At 43.2% G+C, this 14,366-nt stretch carries 16 protein-coding genes; 8 read left to right on the top strand and 8 right to left on the bottom strand.

What is annotated here, in order from left to right:
- Positions 1-19 precede the first annotated feature (19 nt).
- The 5 genes from ACFPA1_RS11365 to ACFPA1_RS11345 all read right to left on the bottom strand — a co-directional run bounded on the left by ACFPA1_RS11365 (position 20) and on the right by ACFPA1_RS11345 (position 4,477).
- Entirely contained in the window at positions 20-778 is a 759-nt protein-coding gene (locus ACFPA1_RS11365) for a (S)-benzoin forming benzil reductase (protein WP_378582889.1), read from the bottom strand.
- A gap of 387 nt (positions 779-1,165) precedes the next feature.
- Positions 1,166-1,909, bottom strand: a complete 744-nt coding sequence (locus tag ACFPA1_RS11360; RefSeq protein WP_378582886.1) for an ABC transporter ATP-binding protein — start codon at positions 1,907-1,909, stop codon at positions 1,166-1,168.
- Positions 1,906-2,604, bottom strand: a complete 699-nt coding sequence (locus ACFPA1_RS11355) for an ABC transporter permease (RefSeq protein ID WP_378582885.1) — start codon at positions 2,602-2,604, stop codon at positions 1,906-1,908. Before ACFPA1_RS11355 ends, ACFPA1_RS11360 begins: the two co-directional genes overlap by 4 nt.
- Before the next feature lie 62 nt (positions 2,605-2,666).
- A complete protein-coding gene (locus ACFPA1_RS11350; RefSeq protein ID WP_378582882.1) occupies positions 2,667-3,536 on the bottom strand; it encodes a substrate-binding domain-containing protein in 870 nt (289 codons plus the stop codon).
- The gene (locus ACFPA1_RS11345) at positions 3,533-4,477 is read right to left on the bottom strand and encodes a substrate-binding domain-containing protein (protein ID WP_378582879.1); all 945 of its coding nucleotides are present in this window, start codon (positions 4,475-4,477) and stop codon (positions 3,533-3,535) included. The genes ACFPA1_RS11350 and ACFPA1_RS11345 overlap by 4 nt, the downstream gene beginning before the upstream one ends.
- A 244-nt stretch (positions 4,478-4,721) precedes the next feature.
- On the opposite strand from ACFPA1_RS11345, the gene ACFPA1_RS11340 reads away from it, so the two are divergent.
- A complete protein-coding gene (locus ACFPA1_RS11340) occupies positions 4,722-5,384 on the top strand; it encodes an FMN-dependent NADH-azoreductase (protein ID WP_378582877.1) in 663 nt (220 codons plus the stop codon).
- A 37-nt stretch (positions 5,385-5,421) separates the two neighbouring features.
- Here the strand turns inward: ACFPA1_RS11340 and ACFPA1_RS11335 are convergent, their stop codons facing one another.
- Entirely contained in the window at positions 5,422-6,204 is a 783-nt protein-coding gene (locus ACFPA1_RS11335) for an undecaprenyl-diphosphate phosphatase (RefSeq protein WP_213144305.1), read from the bottom strand.
- Between the two features lie 197 nt (positions 6,205-6,401).
- On the opposite strand from ACFPA1_RS11335, the gene ACFPA1_RS11330 reads away from it, so the two are divergent.
- Both ACFPA1_RS11330 and rodA read left to right on the top strand, forming a co-directional pair.
- Complete coding sequence (locus ACFPA1_RS11330) at positions 6,402-7,160, top strand: DUF4931 domain-containing protein (RefSeq protein ID WP_378582874.1); 759 nt, start codon at positions 6,402-6,404, stop codon at positions 7,158-7,160.
- A gap of 103 nt (positions 7,161-7,263) precedes the next feature.
- On the top strand, positions 7,264-8,433 hold the full coding sequence (gene rodA, locus ACFPA1_RS11325) for a rod shape-determining protein RodA (protein ID WP_213144307.1): 1,170 nt from the start codon (positions 7,264-7,266) through the stop codon (positions 8,431-8,433).
- Between the two features lie 263 nt (positions 8,434-8,696).
- On the opposite strand, the gene ACFPA1_RS11320 is transcribed toward rodA, so the two are convergent.
- Positions 8,697-9,689, bottom strand: coding sequence for an ABC transporter substrate-binding protein (locus tag ACFPA1_RS11320; protein ID WP_378582870.1), 993 nt, complete (start codon positions 9,687-9,689; stop codon positions 8,697-8,699).
- Between the two features lie 253 nt (positions 9,690-9,942).
- Between ACFPA1_RS11320 and ACFPA1_RS11315 the strand changes: the two genes are divergently transcribed.
- Genes ACFPA1_RS11315 through ACFPA1_RS11295 form a run of 5 tightly spaced genes read left to right on the top strand, consistent with a single transcriptional unit; the run spans position 9,943 to position 13,847 of the window.
- Positions 9,943-10,947, top strand: coding sequence for a FecCD family ABC transporter permease (locus ACFPA1_RS11315; RefSeq protein WP_378582868.1), 1,005 nt, complete (start codon positions 9,943-9,945; stop codon positions 10,945-10,947).
- On the top strand, positions 10,944-11,999 hold the full coding sequence (locus ACFPA1_RS11310) for a FecCD family ABC transporter permease (RefSeq protein ID WP_378582866.1): 1,056 nt from the start codon (positions 10,944-10,946) through the stop codon (positions 11,997-11,999). Before ACFPA1_RS11315 ends, ACFPA1_RS11310 begins: the two co-directional genes overlap by 4 nt.
- Before the next feature lie 25 nt (positions 12,000-12,024).
- On the top strand, positions 12,025-12,846 hold the full coding sequence (locus tag ACFPA1_RS11305; RefSeq protein ID WP_378582863.1) for an ABC transporter ATP-binding protein: 822 nt from the start codon (positions 12,025-12,027) through the stop codon (positions 12,844-12,846).
- Positions 12,839-13,636 carry an IucA/IucC family C-terminal-domain containing protein gene (locus ACFPA1_RS11300; RefSeq protein WP_378582861.1) on the top strand — a complete coding sequence of 266 codons (798 nt, stop codon included), beginning with the start codon at positions 12,839-12,841 and terminating at the stop codon, positions 13,634-13,636. Before ACFPA1_RS11305 ends, ACFPA1_RS11300 begins: the two co-directional genes overlap by 8 nt.
- Entirely contained in the window at positions 13,596-13,847 is a 252-nt protein-coding gene (locus ACFPA1_RS11295) for a DUF2573 family protein (protein ID WP_378582858.1), read from the top strand. Before ACFPA1_RS11300 ends, ACFPA1_RS11295 begins: the two co-directional genes overlap by 41 nt.
- A 175-nt stretch (positions 13,848-14,022) precedes the next feature.
- Here the strand turns inward: ACFPA1_RS11295 and ACFPA1_RS11290 are convergent, their stop codons facing one another.
- A complete protein-coding gene (locus ACFPA1_RS11290) occupies positions 14,023-14,154 on the bottom strand; it encodes a YuzL family protein (RefSeq protein ID WP_213117818.1) in 132 nt (43 codons plus the stop codon).
- Positions 14,155-14,366: the final 212 nt, after the last annotated feature.

The following is a 14,366-nucleotide window of genomic DNA, read 5'->3' as shown; positions in this document are numbered from 1 at the left end:
GGCCGCATCGGCCCTTTCTTTATGTAAGTAAATCGTTAATGTTGTAAACTTGCCCGCTCTCAACCGTTCCACTTAAGACGAGGTCTACTAACGCTCCGGCCACTACATCCGCTTTTAAGAGGACATTTTTTTCCTTGAACCCGATGAATTTTTCGAGGTCTTTAAAGGCATCTTGGGATGAAGAGCGGATCGTTTCTTGCATCTTTGTATCCATAACCCCGGGACTGAAGGCGAAAATTTTATGATTGGTTCCTAGTTCCCTTTGCTCAAGAGCCGCTGTTTGCGTAAACATATTTAACCCGGCTTTTGAGCTGCAATACACGCTCCAGCCCTCGATCGGGTGGACAGCAGCACCCGAAGTCACATTGATGACCTGAATGGTAGTGTTTGTATTCTGGGCTTTATTTAAAAATAGATTGGTAATCAAGATTGGCGCAATTAAATTCACCTTAATGTTTCGAATAGTCGGCGTTTGGTCCAAGCTGCCAACCGTCTGGATCGGCTCAATCACACCAGCGTTGTTGAAAAGAAGAATTTCTTCAGGCTCACCTTTAAAGATAAAATGGGCAACTTCCATAAAAACTTCCTGAACTTCTTTATCCAAGGCAAGATTACAGGAAAAATGTCTATAATTTACGCCTTTTTCAGCAGCAAGTTTTTTTAGTTCCTCATTTTCAGTTCGGGACACCGATATCACGGCCATTTGTTCATCGAAAAGACGCTTCGTAATGGCTTCGCCCAATCCTTTCGAGGCACCAGTAACAATCGCATATTTCATGGAAAAATCCCCCTTAATTTTCATCCTTTCATTATTTTATGTTTGTAAAAGGTTTAATTCAAGAAAGAGGTTTCGGGAAAAATAAGTTTTATCTGCGGATCTAAGGAGTCAATCGGCGAATTTTAGACGTTAATCGGCGGTTTGAACCGGTTTATCGGCGAATCTAAGCATTCTATCGGCGAATTGAAGGGGTCAATCGGCGAATTAAAAATGTCTATTAGCGAATTTAAACGTTCTATTAGCGAATTTAAACGTTCTATTAGCGAAACAAAGCATTCTATTAGCGAATTCAGGCCCTCTATTAGCGAATCCAAATTCCCGCTTCTCATCAGTACAGAACCAACAACAAAAAAACGCAGCCTCCCATAAAGAGAAGCTGCAAAAAACTTAACGTGCAATCGGATAGAACTTTTTCCACTCATTTAAGAAGGACTGAGTGGAAGAATTGGGATGTTCAAGGACCCGAGGGGTAGGTCCGGATTGCTTTACTTCTCCGCCAACGATAATTGCCAGCCGGTTTGTTAGATAATGAATTTCCATCAAATCGTGGCTCACAAACACAGCGGTTGTCCCGGTTGTGGAAACTATCTCCTTGAAATCTTCCATGAGCTTGATTTTCGTAGGAAAATCTAATGCTGAAAATGGCTCATCAAGAAACAGGATTTCCGGCTCGACAATCATCGCTCGCGCCAAATTCACTCGTTGTGCCTCGCCGCCGGATAAATAAAGGGCATTTTTTTTCGCCAAATGGCTAATCCCAAACAACTCCAGCCAGCGCGTAACTTTTTCCTTAATAACGCTTTTAGGAACCTTTCTTAACGTTAAACCAATGGCAACATTATAAAAAACAGTACCGTCTAAAAGTAAAGATTGCTGCAGGGCAATCGAAAATTTCCGCCGCAACTCAAGAGGGGCGCTGCCAGAGGGAATTACCTCACCGCGGAAAAGAATTTCACCACCAGAAGGCTTCTCCAAAAAAGCAATCAACTTCAGCAAAGTGCTTTTCCCCGCCCCGTTCGGGCCCATAATCCCCAGAAATTCGCCGCTTTCAATTTGAAATTCAGGAATGTTAAGGATGCTCCGGTTCCCCGCATCATAAGTGATATTTTTCAATTCAATTAACGGTGTCACGAGAAACGCCTCCTTTGCTGCAGAAAAGTTAATGCCGCTGTAATAAACAGGGCTAGGGATAACAGGATAAACGACAAGGCCAACGCAATATCGAAGTTACCTTTTGAAACTTCCATCACGATGGTGGTCGTTAGGATGCGGGTATCTCCCTGGATATTCCCGCCGACCATCATCGCGGCGCCTACCTCGGCAATGACTCGGCCAAAGCCCGCCATAATTGCAGCAACAATCGCAATTTTCGATTGCTTTAAGAGAATCATTAATGTCTGCAGCTTAGTAGCGCCAAGGGCCTTAATTTGTAGTAACATTTTTTCGTTTATTTGCTGGAAGGCAGAACTTGTCAGGCTTGTCACGATCGGTAATGAGACTAGTACCTGGGCCATCACAATGGCGGTCGGCGAGTACAGCAACCTCCACTCCCCAAGCGGACCGGATCGCCATAAAAACATCGTAATCCAAAGACCGGCAACAACAGGGGGCAGGCCCATCCCCATATTGATAAATAATAATAAAACCCGGCGGCCACGGAATCGTGACAACCCAAGCAGGATCCCAAGCGGCAAGCCAATCAGGGTGCTAATCAGAATGGCAATCAGACAAACTTTTAGAGTCAGCCATGTAATCGCAAAAACCTCAGGATTACCGGTAAATATCATCTCTATCGCTTTCTTCAGTCCATCGATTAGCAGTTCCATACGTACCTCCTGGTGCCGGGAAGGCCGTCCAATCAAGAGCGGCCTTCAGCTAAGTTAAGATTTTATTCTGTATAGCTAATAAATAAAGATTGTCCATATTCTTTCTTGCCAAAGTTTTCAATGACTTCTTGAGTCTTCTTATCTACCATGAATTTAACAAACTTTTCTCCGTCCTTGCTGTTGACCATATTATGTTTTTCAGGGTTAACCTGCATGACATGGTAAATGTTCATTAAATCTTGGCCGCCTTCAACGACGATTTTCAACGTGTCTAAGTTTTTCTCTTGAGCTAACCATGTGGCACGGTCTGTTAATACATAGCCTTTTTTCTCAGCAGCAACCTGGAGGGTTTGTCCCATTCCTTGACCAGTGGACACATACCATTCACCTTCTGGCTTTATTGTATCTGCCTGCCAGATGCTTAGTTCTTTTTTGTGTGTACCAGAGTCGTCACCGCGTGAAATGAAAACACCGTTCGTATCAGCAATCTTTTTGAAGGCTGCTTTAATGTCCTGGCCACTAACATCGGCTGGGTTTTCCTTCGGCCCTACTAAAACAAAATCATTGTACATAACGCGTTTGTAGTTGATGGCATCGCCAGCGTCAACTACCGCTTTTTCAGCTGCAGGAGCGTGAACTAACAGGGCATCTGCTTCACCTTTTGTTCCCATTTCAAGGGCTTGTCCAGTACCAACTGCAATTGTTTTCACTTTTACGTTATTTTCTTTTTCAAACATTGGAATGATAACATCAAGCAGGCCGCTGTCCTGTGTACTAGTAGTGGTTGCTAAAATCATTTCCGTTGGAGCTGGTTTTTCTGCCGCTTTCTTTTCTTTAGGGGCAGCATTTGTTTTCGTATCGGAATTGCCGCACGCTGATAAAATTAAAAGCATCAAAGCAAATAGAGTAATCAATAAACGATTTTTTCTCATAAAATTAGTTCCTCCGATGTAGTTGTTTGATAGATGATTTTTCCTAAATCTGAAACATCATAACCTTCGAGATTGGTTAAGCTGTTTTTGAAACTGGCTGATTGCAGGAAGCGAATGAGTTCCGCCAGGCTTTGTTTGTTCTCTTCTGTGAAGCGAAAAACAAGGTCGAAATTTTCCTTTGCAACCGGTATAAAATCAAGCCCTAACTGAATGGCAGCGGACTGAATGCCAAAGGCGACATCGACAATTCCACGGCTTATGTAGGAGGCGGCAGATAGGTGGTTCCATTCTTCGTTCCCATAGCCAAAAATTTTACTAGGATCGATTCCATAGCTTGATAGTTTAGAATCTAGTAAAAAGCGCGTTCCTGCCCCTTTTTGCCTGTTAATAAAATGCACGTCTTTTCTTGTCAGGTCGTGGAAATCCTGTATCCCTTTTGGATTCCCTTTGGCGACGATGAAGCCCTGCTCACGGGCGGCCAATCTCATCACCAAAATCGATTCATAAATAAATAACTGATGGATAAATGGCAGATTATATTCTTGTGATGTCGGGTCTAATAGATGGATGGCGGCAATATCAGATTGCCCACGATATAAGAGCATCAACCCTTCCAAACTTCCGATATAGGAAGGCTGGATTTGCAGGCTTAGGGCACTCGCCACCTGTTTGGAAATATGCTCAACCAGAAAGTCGTGGCTGCCGGCCAAACGAATTGGTGCTGTATGATGGTAAACGGGTGAAGCCTGTTCTGCAGCCGGTTTCTTTGCTGGCGCTTTCATGTTTTCTTTATATCTTTCCAGTTCCGCATGTTCGATTCTCATTTTATTACCGATCTTGAAGGCCTGAAGCTCTCCGCGTTTGATAAGCTCGTAAACGGTGTGCTTGGAAATTTGAAAAATCTGCGCGACTTCATCGGGAGTATAGGCCTTTTCCTCCATAACAATCCCTCCTTTTGCTAGTTTTCTAATATTTTAAAAAAATCATATCATACTGAATGTGACTTTTGTTAAGTTTTGTAAGGTTTTATTAAGTTTTGTTTAGAAATGTCACGAATCGTTCATGGTTTTAATCAGAATTCATAATACGTTCACAAACTTCACCTTTTGTTCAATAGTGAGCATATGAAGTTTGTTGTACTATTAATAGAAGGAGATTAATTTTTGAAAAAGGGAAGGGATTTGAATGTCCAAGCTTTTATATATAACCGCCAATCCGAAAGTAGATTCAAAGCTTTCAAAAGGGGCACAGATCGGGGAAGTGTTTCTCGAGGAATTCAAGAAAATACAGCCAGATGTTGAAATTGAGCATATGCACCTTTACAGCATGGATATCCCGGAAATAGACATGGATTTATTATATGGCCGGGCAAAGCTTTCTTTTATGGGGTATACGAAGGACCAGTTGTCTGAAGACGAGCGGACGAAGCTTGAAAAAATGCATGCGCTGGCCGAACGTTTTATCGCGGCCGATTACTATGTGTTCGTGACGCCAATTTGGAATCTGGGCGCACCGCCGATTTTAAAATCGTTTATGGATTGTATGTTTCTTCACGGAAAAACCTTTACGAACACGGAAAACGGCCCGAAAGGATTGCTGACAGGAAGGAAGGCACTTCATATTCAAACCCGCGGCGGCATTTATTCAACCGGCCCATTGGTCGAATTTGAAATGGGTGACCGCTATTTAAGAAAGGCCCTTGAATTCCTCGGCTTTGAATTAATGGACACCGTCTATGCTGAAGGGCTGGACCATTATCCAAAACAAATCCCGGAAATCATGGCAGCGGCAAAAGAAAAAGCGGCTGATGCGGCCAGAGAAATGGCGAAAGCAATTGTTACAATATAAAAAAACTCGGCTCGCACCGGAATGCGAGCCGTGTTTTTTAGAATTTTCCCGTAAACTGAAAGAACAGCACAATTAATCCCAGCACCCAAACGTACACCGCAAACGGCTTCAAGGAATGCTTTTTCAAATAGCCAATCATCCATCTGACCGCTATATAACCGAAGAACGCAGAAGAGACAATTCCGACGAGTAAGGCAGACAGTGAAATTTCCTCCGCACTGCCGCCAAACAAATCCTTTGTTTGCAGAACAATTGCTCCGGCAATCGCCGGTGTTGACAACAGGAAGGAAAAATAGGCTGCCGTTTCCCGGTCCAGCTTACGCCAAAGTGCCGCCACAATCGTCATCCCCGAACGAGAAATGGCCGGCATAATTGCAACCGCCTGAAATGTGCCGATGATAAAGGCATCCTTATAGCTGATGTCGTCCATTCTCTTATGGCCGTTTTTCGCAGAATCGGCCAGCCACAGGAATAAACCTGTAATTAAAAACTCCCAGCCAATCGTTACGCCTGTTTTGGAAATTTCATCAATATAATCTTTAAAGGCCAGTCCGAAGATCACCGCTGGAATTGTTCCGACAATAAGCAAAAACGTTAATTTACTGAACGGTTTCTTGAGGATTTTAATAAATTCATCCTTATAAAAGACGAACACAGCCAGCAATGTTCCCACATGCAGCATCGTATCGAGCAATAGGCCCGCTTCCTGCAGTCCGAACAAATTTCTTCCTAAATAAAGATGACCGGTACTGGAAATCGGCAGAAATTCCGTCAGCCCTTGAATAATCCCGAGGATAAGTGCTTCAAGTTTGGTTAACATATATTCCCTCTCAGTTCATATTTTTTTGGCTAAGCCTGTACATTCCATTCATATGCGTATTTTTACTTATTCATGAAAATCATCTGTGTTTTTACAGTTATGAAAAACAAAATATCTCCAAAAAGACAAAATAGGTGCAAAGGTGCTGTATTCTCCCATAAAATAAAAGTATAGTAATCCTCGAGAGGAGAATCGGGTTGGAAAATAAACATCTTTATTTTAATACTTCCATTGGGGTCAAAAAGCCGGAAAATTACCGTAATAAAGAGCAGGCCTGTCCATTTTGCGCCAGAGAAGAGCTTACCGACCTGATTGAGGTCGATGGTCCGATTATTCTCTTGAAAAATAAATATCCCGTATTGGAAAATGCCTATCAAACCGTGTTAATTGAAACGGACGATTGTCATGCGGAACTATCCACCTATTCAAAAGAGCATTTACATAGATTGATTAGGTTTGGATTGAAGCATTGGCTGGATATGGAAGAAAGCGGAGGCTTTAAGTCCGTTATTTTTTTCAAAAATCATGGCCCGTTATCTGGAGGCACCCTGGCCCATCCGCATATGCAAATTATTGGACTGAATGATCTTGACTATAAAGAAAAAGTCGAGCCTGAAATGTTTGAGGGCATTTTGATTGCTGAAGAAAATGGGGTCCGCTTTACGCTTTCCACTAAGCCCCGTGTTGGTTTTTACGAGTTTAATGTGGAAATGCCGGAGTTTGGCTATCAGGAGCGCTTTTCGGAATATATGCAAATGGCTGCTCATTATATTCTTCATCATTTTCCCTTTAGGGCGACGAGCTATAATATTTTCTTCCATCATCTTGATGGGAAAATTTACGCCAAGGTTGTACCTAGGTTTGTAACGACGCCGCTCTATATTGGCTACGGTCTTCCGCAGGTGCCAAATAATTTGAATTGGATGGCGGACGAACTAAAGCGGATTTATTTTTAGATTATGTAAATTCACCCAAACACAGTTTGAAAGTTGTGATTTGTGTTCATTAAAAATATAATGGAGGAATGTACAAGTCTTTTTTTTAAGGTGGGACTTCTTCGTGACTTCAAAGAACACAACCTCCAAGATTGATTACAGTCTTGTTTTGATAGTTTTATTATTGTTTTTGGCTAGCTGTGTGTCGATATATAGTGCGCAGGCGAGCGGTCAATATAAGGAAAACTTTCTGCTGAAGCAAATTGTCTGGTATGCGGTTGGCGGCGGAATTGTCGCGGCGGTAATGACGCTGGATTCCGATCAGCTCCGCAAATTAACCTGGTACGCTTATGGCTTTGGTATCTTTTTGCTCGGCTTTTTAATTGTCGCCCCAACCAGCATTGCTCCTGTAATTAACGGGGCGAAAAGCTGGTATAAGGTTCCTGGCATGGGATCTTTGCAGCCTTCTGAGTTTGTAAAGATTTTTATCATTTTGGCACTGGCGCGGGTGATTGATGACCATCATCAAAAAAATCAAGTTAAAACGCTGCAGACTGACTTTTGGCTGCTGGTGAAGCTTGGTCTTGTGACAATGGTGCCGTTGCTCTTGGTGATGCAGCAGCCTGACTTAGGAACCTCGCTCGTATTTTTGGCCATTTTATTAGGGATGATCTTTATCTCGGGCATTTCATGGAAACTGCTTGTGCCCATGTTCTCAGCCGGAATTGTGCTTGCATCAACCATTCTCTATTTTGTTTTATGGAAGCCTGATTTGCTGGAAAAATATCTAGGTGTCAAACAGTATCAGTTCGGCCGGATTTATTCATGGCTCGACCCTTATAATTTCCAAAGCTCGGCCGGTTATCAGCTAACCAAATCGTTAATGGCGATTGGCTCTGGGCAAACTGGAGGGAAAGGCTATGGCCACCGGGAAGTATATTTGCCGGAAAGCCATACTGACTTTATTTTCAGTGTTGTCGGCGAGGAATTCGGCTTTATTGGCGCAAGCGTGCTGATTAGTTTATTCTTTTTGCTAATTTACCATATTACAAAGGTTGGAATGGAAACAAAGAATCATTTTTATACCTACATTTGTGTTGGTGTCATCAGCATGATTACCTTCCACGTCTTCCAAAACATTGGCATGACCATCGGCGTCCTGCCGATCACAGGTATTCCGCTCCCGTTCATCAGCTACGGGGGAAGTGCGTTGATGGGGAATATGCTGGGGCTGGGATTGATTTTTTCCATTAGGTATCATTATAAAAAGTATATGTTTTCGACAACGGCATAATTGGTTTGAAAAAGAGCGACTTTGTTTCGCTCTTTTTTTCTGTCTGTACTGGGTTTGGCGGATAACATTTGGAAGTCGGCGGATAACTCCTTGAACTTGGCGGATATCCGGCAAGATTCGGCGGATAACTCCTATATTTCGGCGGAAATCTGCCCCAATTTGGGGGATAAACTCTCCAAATATGTCCACAAAGGAGAAAGAGCAGGGCCATGGCAAGCCCTGCTCTTTCAATGTGAATTGTATATGGGAAGTTTTTTTAAAAACTATTTCTTAAGCATGATTTTTTCAAGATCATCTAGCATCAAGTTGGCCGCAATAACCCCGCCGGCAGTGTTCCAAACAGCATCGCTGACCTCATGGGCATTGCTGTTTTTAACAACATTTAAGTTTTTCCAAAGCGGGTCCGTTGTCCATTCCTTAGCGGTATTTAAAGCAGTCTGGTCGCCGTTAGGAGCGTAAGTGAAGTAGAAAAGAACGTCCGCGTCCATTTTCGGGATGACCTCTTTGCCAACCTCAACTGCCAGATTTCCAAGTTTATTAGAAGGTGTAAATAGCTCAGCCTGCTGGGCAGCACGCTTAAATCCTAACTCTTTAAAAATCACCCCAGAGAAGGAATCTGTATAATAGATTCGGGATTTTCCAGCCATAAAGCGGACGACTGAAACCTCCTGATTTACTTTGTCACCGAGTTTTTCCTTTAATGATGCAACTTTATTATCGAAATCACTTAACACTTTGTTGCCTTTTTCTTCTTGATTGACAGCTTTAGCATATAATTTAAAGTTTTCCTTCCAATCACCCCGCAGCGTTTCGGAAAAAACGGTTGGGGCAATCGCACTAAGTTGATTGTATACTGCTTCCTGACGCATCTTGGTACCGATAATTAAGTCCGGTTTCAGTGCAACGATTTTTTCCACATTAACTTCGCTTTCAGTTCCGACAACTTCTACGCCATTCATGTCATTTTTAATATGATCATACCATGGGTCGCCCAGCCAGGATTGAACAGCGCCGACTGGTTTAATGCCTAAAGCTAATAATGCTTCAGTTCCTTCGTTTGTCAAAACCACCACGCGTTTAGGTGTGCCCTTAATTGTGGCAGAGCCCATCGCATGTTCAACTGTATAAGATTTTTCGGTTGTAGTTCCATTTTCCTTCTTCTCTGTTGATTTTTCTGTATTCCCGCCGCCGCAAGCCGCCAATAAGAAAACAGCCATGACGGAAAAGAGGGTTAGAAATGATTTTAATGCTTTCATCTAGGTATGTATCCTCCTTATCTAATTGTGAATGATAATCATTTTCATTTATAACCTAATCATAATGTGCCTGCCGTTCAGCTGTCAACAGTTTTATTGAAAATGATTTTCAAAATCAATGACAATTTCATGAAGGCTGGCAGCATCATAATTGAAAACGGTTATCAATTTAATTGACAATCATTATCAATTAGCGATAGACTAAAGTAGTGAGAGGATTTGACTAAAGATAAAGAGAGAAAGGTTTTTCAACATGCTTTTAAAAAGTTCCTCCTTAAAATGGGCCGGCTTATTTGCGGCTATTATTCTAATGCTGTTACTTATGTGTGCGAGTGTCATCTTCGGATATACAGACACGAATTTGCAAATGGCGATTGACGCTTTTACAAACAATAATGGCTCAAATGAGCATATCATCATTCAAACGGTCCGGCTGCCGCGGGCATTGATTGCTTCCGTAGTCGGCGCAAGTCTCGCTATTGCCGGGGTGTTAATGCAAACCTTAACGAAAAATCCGTTGGCATCACCCGGGATCTTTGGGATTAATGCGGGGGCAGGGTTCGCTGTAGTAGTCGCGATTACCTTATTTTCTATTGATAGTACACAAGGATTTAATGCATTAGCCTTCCTTGGAGCAGCGGTCGCGGCCATCAGCGTTTATGTCATTGGCTCCGTAGGTCGCGGCGGTTTAACACCAATGAAACTCACATTAGCGGGTGCGGCCATGGCGGCTATGTTCTCGTCTTTTACGCAAGGTTTGCTCGTTTTGAACGAAGCCCTCTTGGATCAGGTGCTGTTTTGGCTCGCTGGCTCGGTCTCCGGCCGAAAGCTAGAAACGCTTGTTTCAGTCTTGCCATACATAGGAGCAGGCTGGCTTGGCTCCCTCCTGATTTCTGGAAAAATGAATATCCTTGCTATGGGGGAAGACGTAGCGAAAGGGCTTGGGTTAAATACCGGGTTCATTAAAATCGGCATTGGGGTGCTTGTCATTCTACTTGCAGGTGGATCCGTGGCTGTGGCCGGACCGATTTGCTTTGTGGGAATCTTCGTGCCTCATATCACCAGGTCGATTGTCGGAATTGACCATCGCTGGGTTATCCCGATGGCCGGGGTTTTAGGGGCTATATTATTATTGGCAGCTGATATTGCTGCACGATATTTGTTAATGCCGTCAGAGGTTCCTGTCGGTGTGATGACTGCCATTATTGGAACTCCGTTCTTCATTTACATTGCAAGAAAGGGGTTCAATGCACGATGAGCAAATATAAAAATTTTCGTCTGTTTAATGGCAGATTCTCCGTTTTAATGGACCGAAAAGCTGGAATTACTTTTACTGTCCTGCTGATCATCACGTTTGCGGTTTTTGTCCTGAGTACGGGATCCGGGGAAATGAAAATTAATCCTCTGACAGTCTTAAAGGTTTTATTTGGCTCCGGGCCGGATATGGAGACGCTGGTCATCACCTCCTTCCGCCTGCCCCGCATTATTGTCGCCCTCATTGTTGGCCTGTGTTTAGCAACAGCTGGCGGTATTTTGCAAGGGATGATCCGCAATCCGCTGGCATCTCCTGATGTGTTGGGAATTACCGGCGGGGCGGCGGTTGCTGTTGTCGGCTTTTTAGCGATATTTAGCGACAAAAACCACTCGCTGACCGTCAGCATTGCTTGGCTCCCGCTAGCCGCTTTTATTGGCGCTGGGGTTGTAGCATTTTTAGTTTATTTCCTTGCTTGGAAAAATGGAGTTTCACCGATTAGGCTTGTGTTAATTGGAATCGGAATTTCCACCCTTATGCAGGCATTAACAACCCTTTTGATGGTGATGGGGCCCATTTATCAGGCGAGTCAGGCGAATATTTGGATTACCGGAACCGTCTATGGCTCCAATTGGAAAAACGTCGCCATTCTTGCCCCGTGGGCAGTGATTTTCTTGATTATTGCCTTTGTGGCAGCGCGGACGCTAAATATCCAAGAGCTTGGAGATGACGTAGCGACTGGCTTGGGTGAAAAGGTACAGAAGCACCGCTTTCTATTATTAATGATTAGTACGGCATTAATCAGCGGTTCCGTGGCATTTGCCGGCGGCATTGGCTTTGTCGGGCTAATGGCACCGCATATGGCGCGCAGGCTTGTCGGGTCGTCCTTTGGTGCGTTGCTGCCGGTTTCAGCATTGCTTGGCGGAATCCTTGTGATGCTGGCAGACCTGATCGGCCGGACGATGTTTTCACCGTTGGAGGTGCCTGCAGGAGTATTTACAGCAGGAATCGGTGCCCCTTACTTTATTTACTTACTTTTTAAAACTAGAAATATCTAAATCTTGCTGAAGGAGCTGGCTTTATATGACAAGTTCGATTGAAACAAAGGAGTTGTCCATATCCTACGGAGAAACTCTCATCATAAAGGAATTAGATTTAAAAATTCCTAAGGGTGAAATTACTGTCTTTATAGGTGCAAATGGATGCGGAAAATCGACTCTGCTTCGTTCAATTGCCCGTCTTTTAAAGCCGAAAAGCGGCTCTGTTCTTCTTGATGGTAAAGCAATCTCCAAGCTATCGACAAAGGAGATTGCAAAAAAAATGGCGATTTTGCCACAGTCACCGACTGCACCTGAAGGCTTAACTGTCCTGCAGCTTGTTAAGCAGGGACGCTATCCACACCAAACTTGGCTGCGGCAGTGGTCGGAAGAGGATGAGAAAAAGGTAAAAGATGCCCTTAAAGCAACACGGCTAGAGGATTTAAAGGACAGACCTGTGGATTCCCTTTCCGGCGGCCAAAGGCAACGGGCTTGGATTGCCATGACCCTGGCTCAGGATACAGAAATTATTTTACTTGATGAGCCGACGACCTACCTGGACATGACCCACCAAATCGAGATTCTTGATTTGCTTTTTGAATTAAATGAGAAGAAAAAACGGACGGTGGTCATGGTGCTACACGACCTAAATCTTGCCTGCCGTTATGCCCATAATATTGTCGCCATCAAGAATCAAAACGTCTACGCCCAGGGAAAGCCGGAGCTTGTGATCAACTGCAGCCTGGTGAAAGACGTATTTGATATGGACTGCGAGGTAACAATGGACCCGCTGTTTGGAACTCCATTATGCATTCCATATGGCAAGGGAAGATGTATATTAGATAAGGCGGCGGCTGCCAATGGTTAAACTGCTAACAGATGAAGAAATTGCTGTACTAAGTAAATACAGGCTCAAAGCTGCTTTGGAAGATTCCTTTGAAGCAGCTCATTTACTTGATGAAGCCTTCTTAAAAAATTTTATGGCGGACCTTTCTGATGCGATTGGTGCTCCCTCGGAAAAAATAGCTGCCTCGATTTTTATCAAAAGGTATGCCTTTTTAGCGGTAATTTCGCTTTATGCGATGACCGCCTGGAATAAAAAAATCAATGTTTCGTTTGAGGCTGTTAAAATGGAGGCCGCTTCAGAAGAGAGTAACTGGCTTCCGGCTTTCTCACTCAAGGATTTTACAGCTGAAGATTGGGATACCAGGGAAGCACGTTCTCAATGGCGGAAAGGTGTGGTCAAAGAGCTTTTTGCAAAAAATATTTACCCGCTAATAACACTGTTTGAAAAAACATTTGGTATTTCGAAATTGATTCTGTGGGAAAATATTGCTGTTTATATATTTTGGCTGTACGAATCACAATTAAAAGAACATAAAAATGCAGTAGAGGATTTTTCGTTCTTAATTTTTGAAGCAGAAGGGTCTTTATTTGGCCGCTATAAGCTGAACCCACTGCAAAAATATTACGTTGAAAAAATTTATTTGGATGAGCAGGCAGAAGAGGTACGCATTAGAAAAACGTGCTGCTTTACATACCAGCTTGAAGGGAGCAGCAAACGCTGCAAAACCTGCCCGTGCAGTCTAAATGTCAAGAATGGAAGGTGCCAGGAAGATGGAGAAGGATTTTGCTCAGCAGTTCGAGGCCTTGCTTGAGAAATATAGTGAGCTGTTGGTTGGGGAAACTGATGGAGAGACAAAAGAAAAAGTAAAGGCTTGGGCGCTGTACTCGCATATCGCCAAGTCGATGCCAGCGTTAATCGGCCACTGGAGTGCGCTTTATCCGGAAGCGCGCGCGGAAATGAAGGAAATTATTAATGAAATTAAGGTCTTAAATGAACAGCATAGGCAGTCTACGCAGAAGTAATTTTTCGATTCGCCGATAGAATTGCCGGATTCGCTGATAGAAACTTAAAATTCGCCGATAGAAGTTCAGAATTCGCCGATAGAATCGAAAAATTCGCCGATAGACAACTCGGAATGCGAATTTCCACCAAAAAAGGTGCTCCAAACTGAATCCAGGAGCACCTTTTTTCTAACAATTATCGTTTAAATTGACTATTCTGGCTGTTTTGCTTGTCCACTCCGCTTGCTTCACGGCCCGGTCCGGCATTTCCTTGCACACTCGCTGCGCTGACGCCTGCCTTAGACGGATTTTTCTTCATTTTCGCCATTGTTTATCACCTCAAAATATAGGTTGCCCAGCCCCAAAAATATATATCGTAGTGAGAAGAAGAATCATTATTCAAAAAAATTTCAATTTTCCACGTTTACCGATTGCACAATTTTTTGAAATATCTTATAGTAATTAGTAGTAAAACTCATTCAGGTGTTTGAAATTTTTTTACCCAAAAAATGAATGAGTATTCATTCAAAGTTTGAAGGG

The organism is Neobacillus sp. GCM10023253, assembly GCF_042653105.1.
Taxonomy (GTDB): Bacteria; Bacillota; Bacilli; order Bacillales; family Cytobacillaceae; genus Neobacillus; species Neobacillus citreus.
The sequence above is the reverse complement of the archived record's forward strand: the minus strand, read 5'-3'. Positions and strand labels throughout refer to the sequence as shown.

What these genes read in the sequence shown, in the direction of transcription:
- ACFPA1_RS11295 (WP_378582858.1), top strand. Translation starts at nt 13,596, where the DNA reads ATGGAGAAGGATTTTGCTCAGCAGTTCGAGGCCTTGCTTGAGAAATAT.
- ACFPA1_RS11365 (WP_378582889.1), bottom strand. Translation starts at nt 778, where the DNA reads ATGAAATATGCGATTGTTACTGGTGCCTCGAAAGGATTGGGCGAAGCC.
- ACFPA1_RS11320 (WP_378582870.1), bottom strand. Translation starts at nt 9,689, where the DNA reads ATGAAAGCATTAAAATCATTTCTAACCCTCTTTTCCGTCATGGCTGTT.
- ACFPA1_RS11305 (WP_378582863.1), top strand. Translation starts at nt 12,025, where the DNA reads ATGACAAGTTCGATTGAAACAAAGGAGTTGTCCATATCCTACGGAGAA.
- ACFPA1_RS11350 (WP_378582882.1), bottom strand. Translation starts at nt 3,536, where the DNA reads ATGAGAAAAAATCGTTTATTGATTACTCTATTTGCTTTGATGCTTTTA.
- ACFPA1_RS11290 (WP_213117818.1), bottom strand. Translation starts at nt 14,154, where the DNA reads ATGGCGAAAATGAAGAAAAATCCGTCTAAGGCAGGCGTCAGCGCAGCG.
- ACFPA1_RS11310 (WP_378582866.1), top strand. Translation starts at nt 10,944, where the DNA reads ATGAGCAAATATAAAAATTTTCGTCTGTTTAATGGCAGATTCTCCGTT.
- ACFPA1_RS11355 (WP_378582885.1), bottom strand. Translation starts at nt 2,604, where the DNA reads ATGGAACTGCTAATCGATGGACTGAAGAAAGCGATAGAGATGATATTT.
- ACFPA1_RS11345 (WP_378582879.1), bottom strand. Translation starts at nt 4,477, where the DNA reads ATGGAGGAAAAGGCCTATACTCCCGATGAAGTCGCGCAGATTTTTCAA.
- ACFPA1_RS11335 (WP_213144305.1), bottom strand. Translation starts at nt 6,204, where the DNA reads ATGTTAACCAAACTTGAAGCACTTATCCTCGGGATTATTCAAGGGCTG.
- ACFPA1_RS11340 (WP_378582877.1), top strand. Translation starts at nt 4,722, where the DNA reads ATGTCCAAGCTTTTATATATAACCGCCAATCCGAAAGTAGATTCAAAG.
- ACFPA1_RS11315 (WP_378582868.1), top strand. Translation starts at nt 9,943, where the DNA reads ATGCTTTTAAAAAGTTCCTCCTTAAAATGGGCCGGCTTATTTGCGGCT.
- ACFPA1_RS11300 (WP_378582861.1), top strand. Translation starts at nt 12,839, where the DNA reads ATGGTTAAACTGCTAACAGATGAAGAAATTGCTGTACTAAGTAAATAC.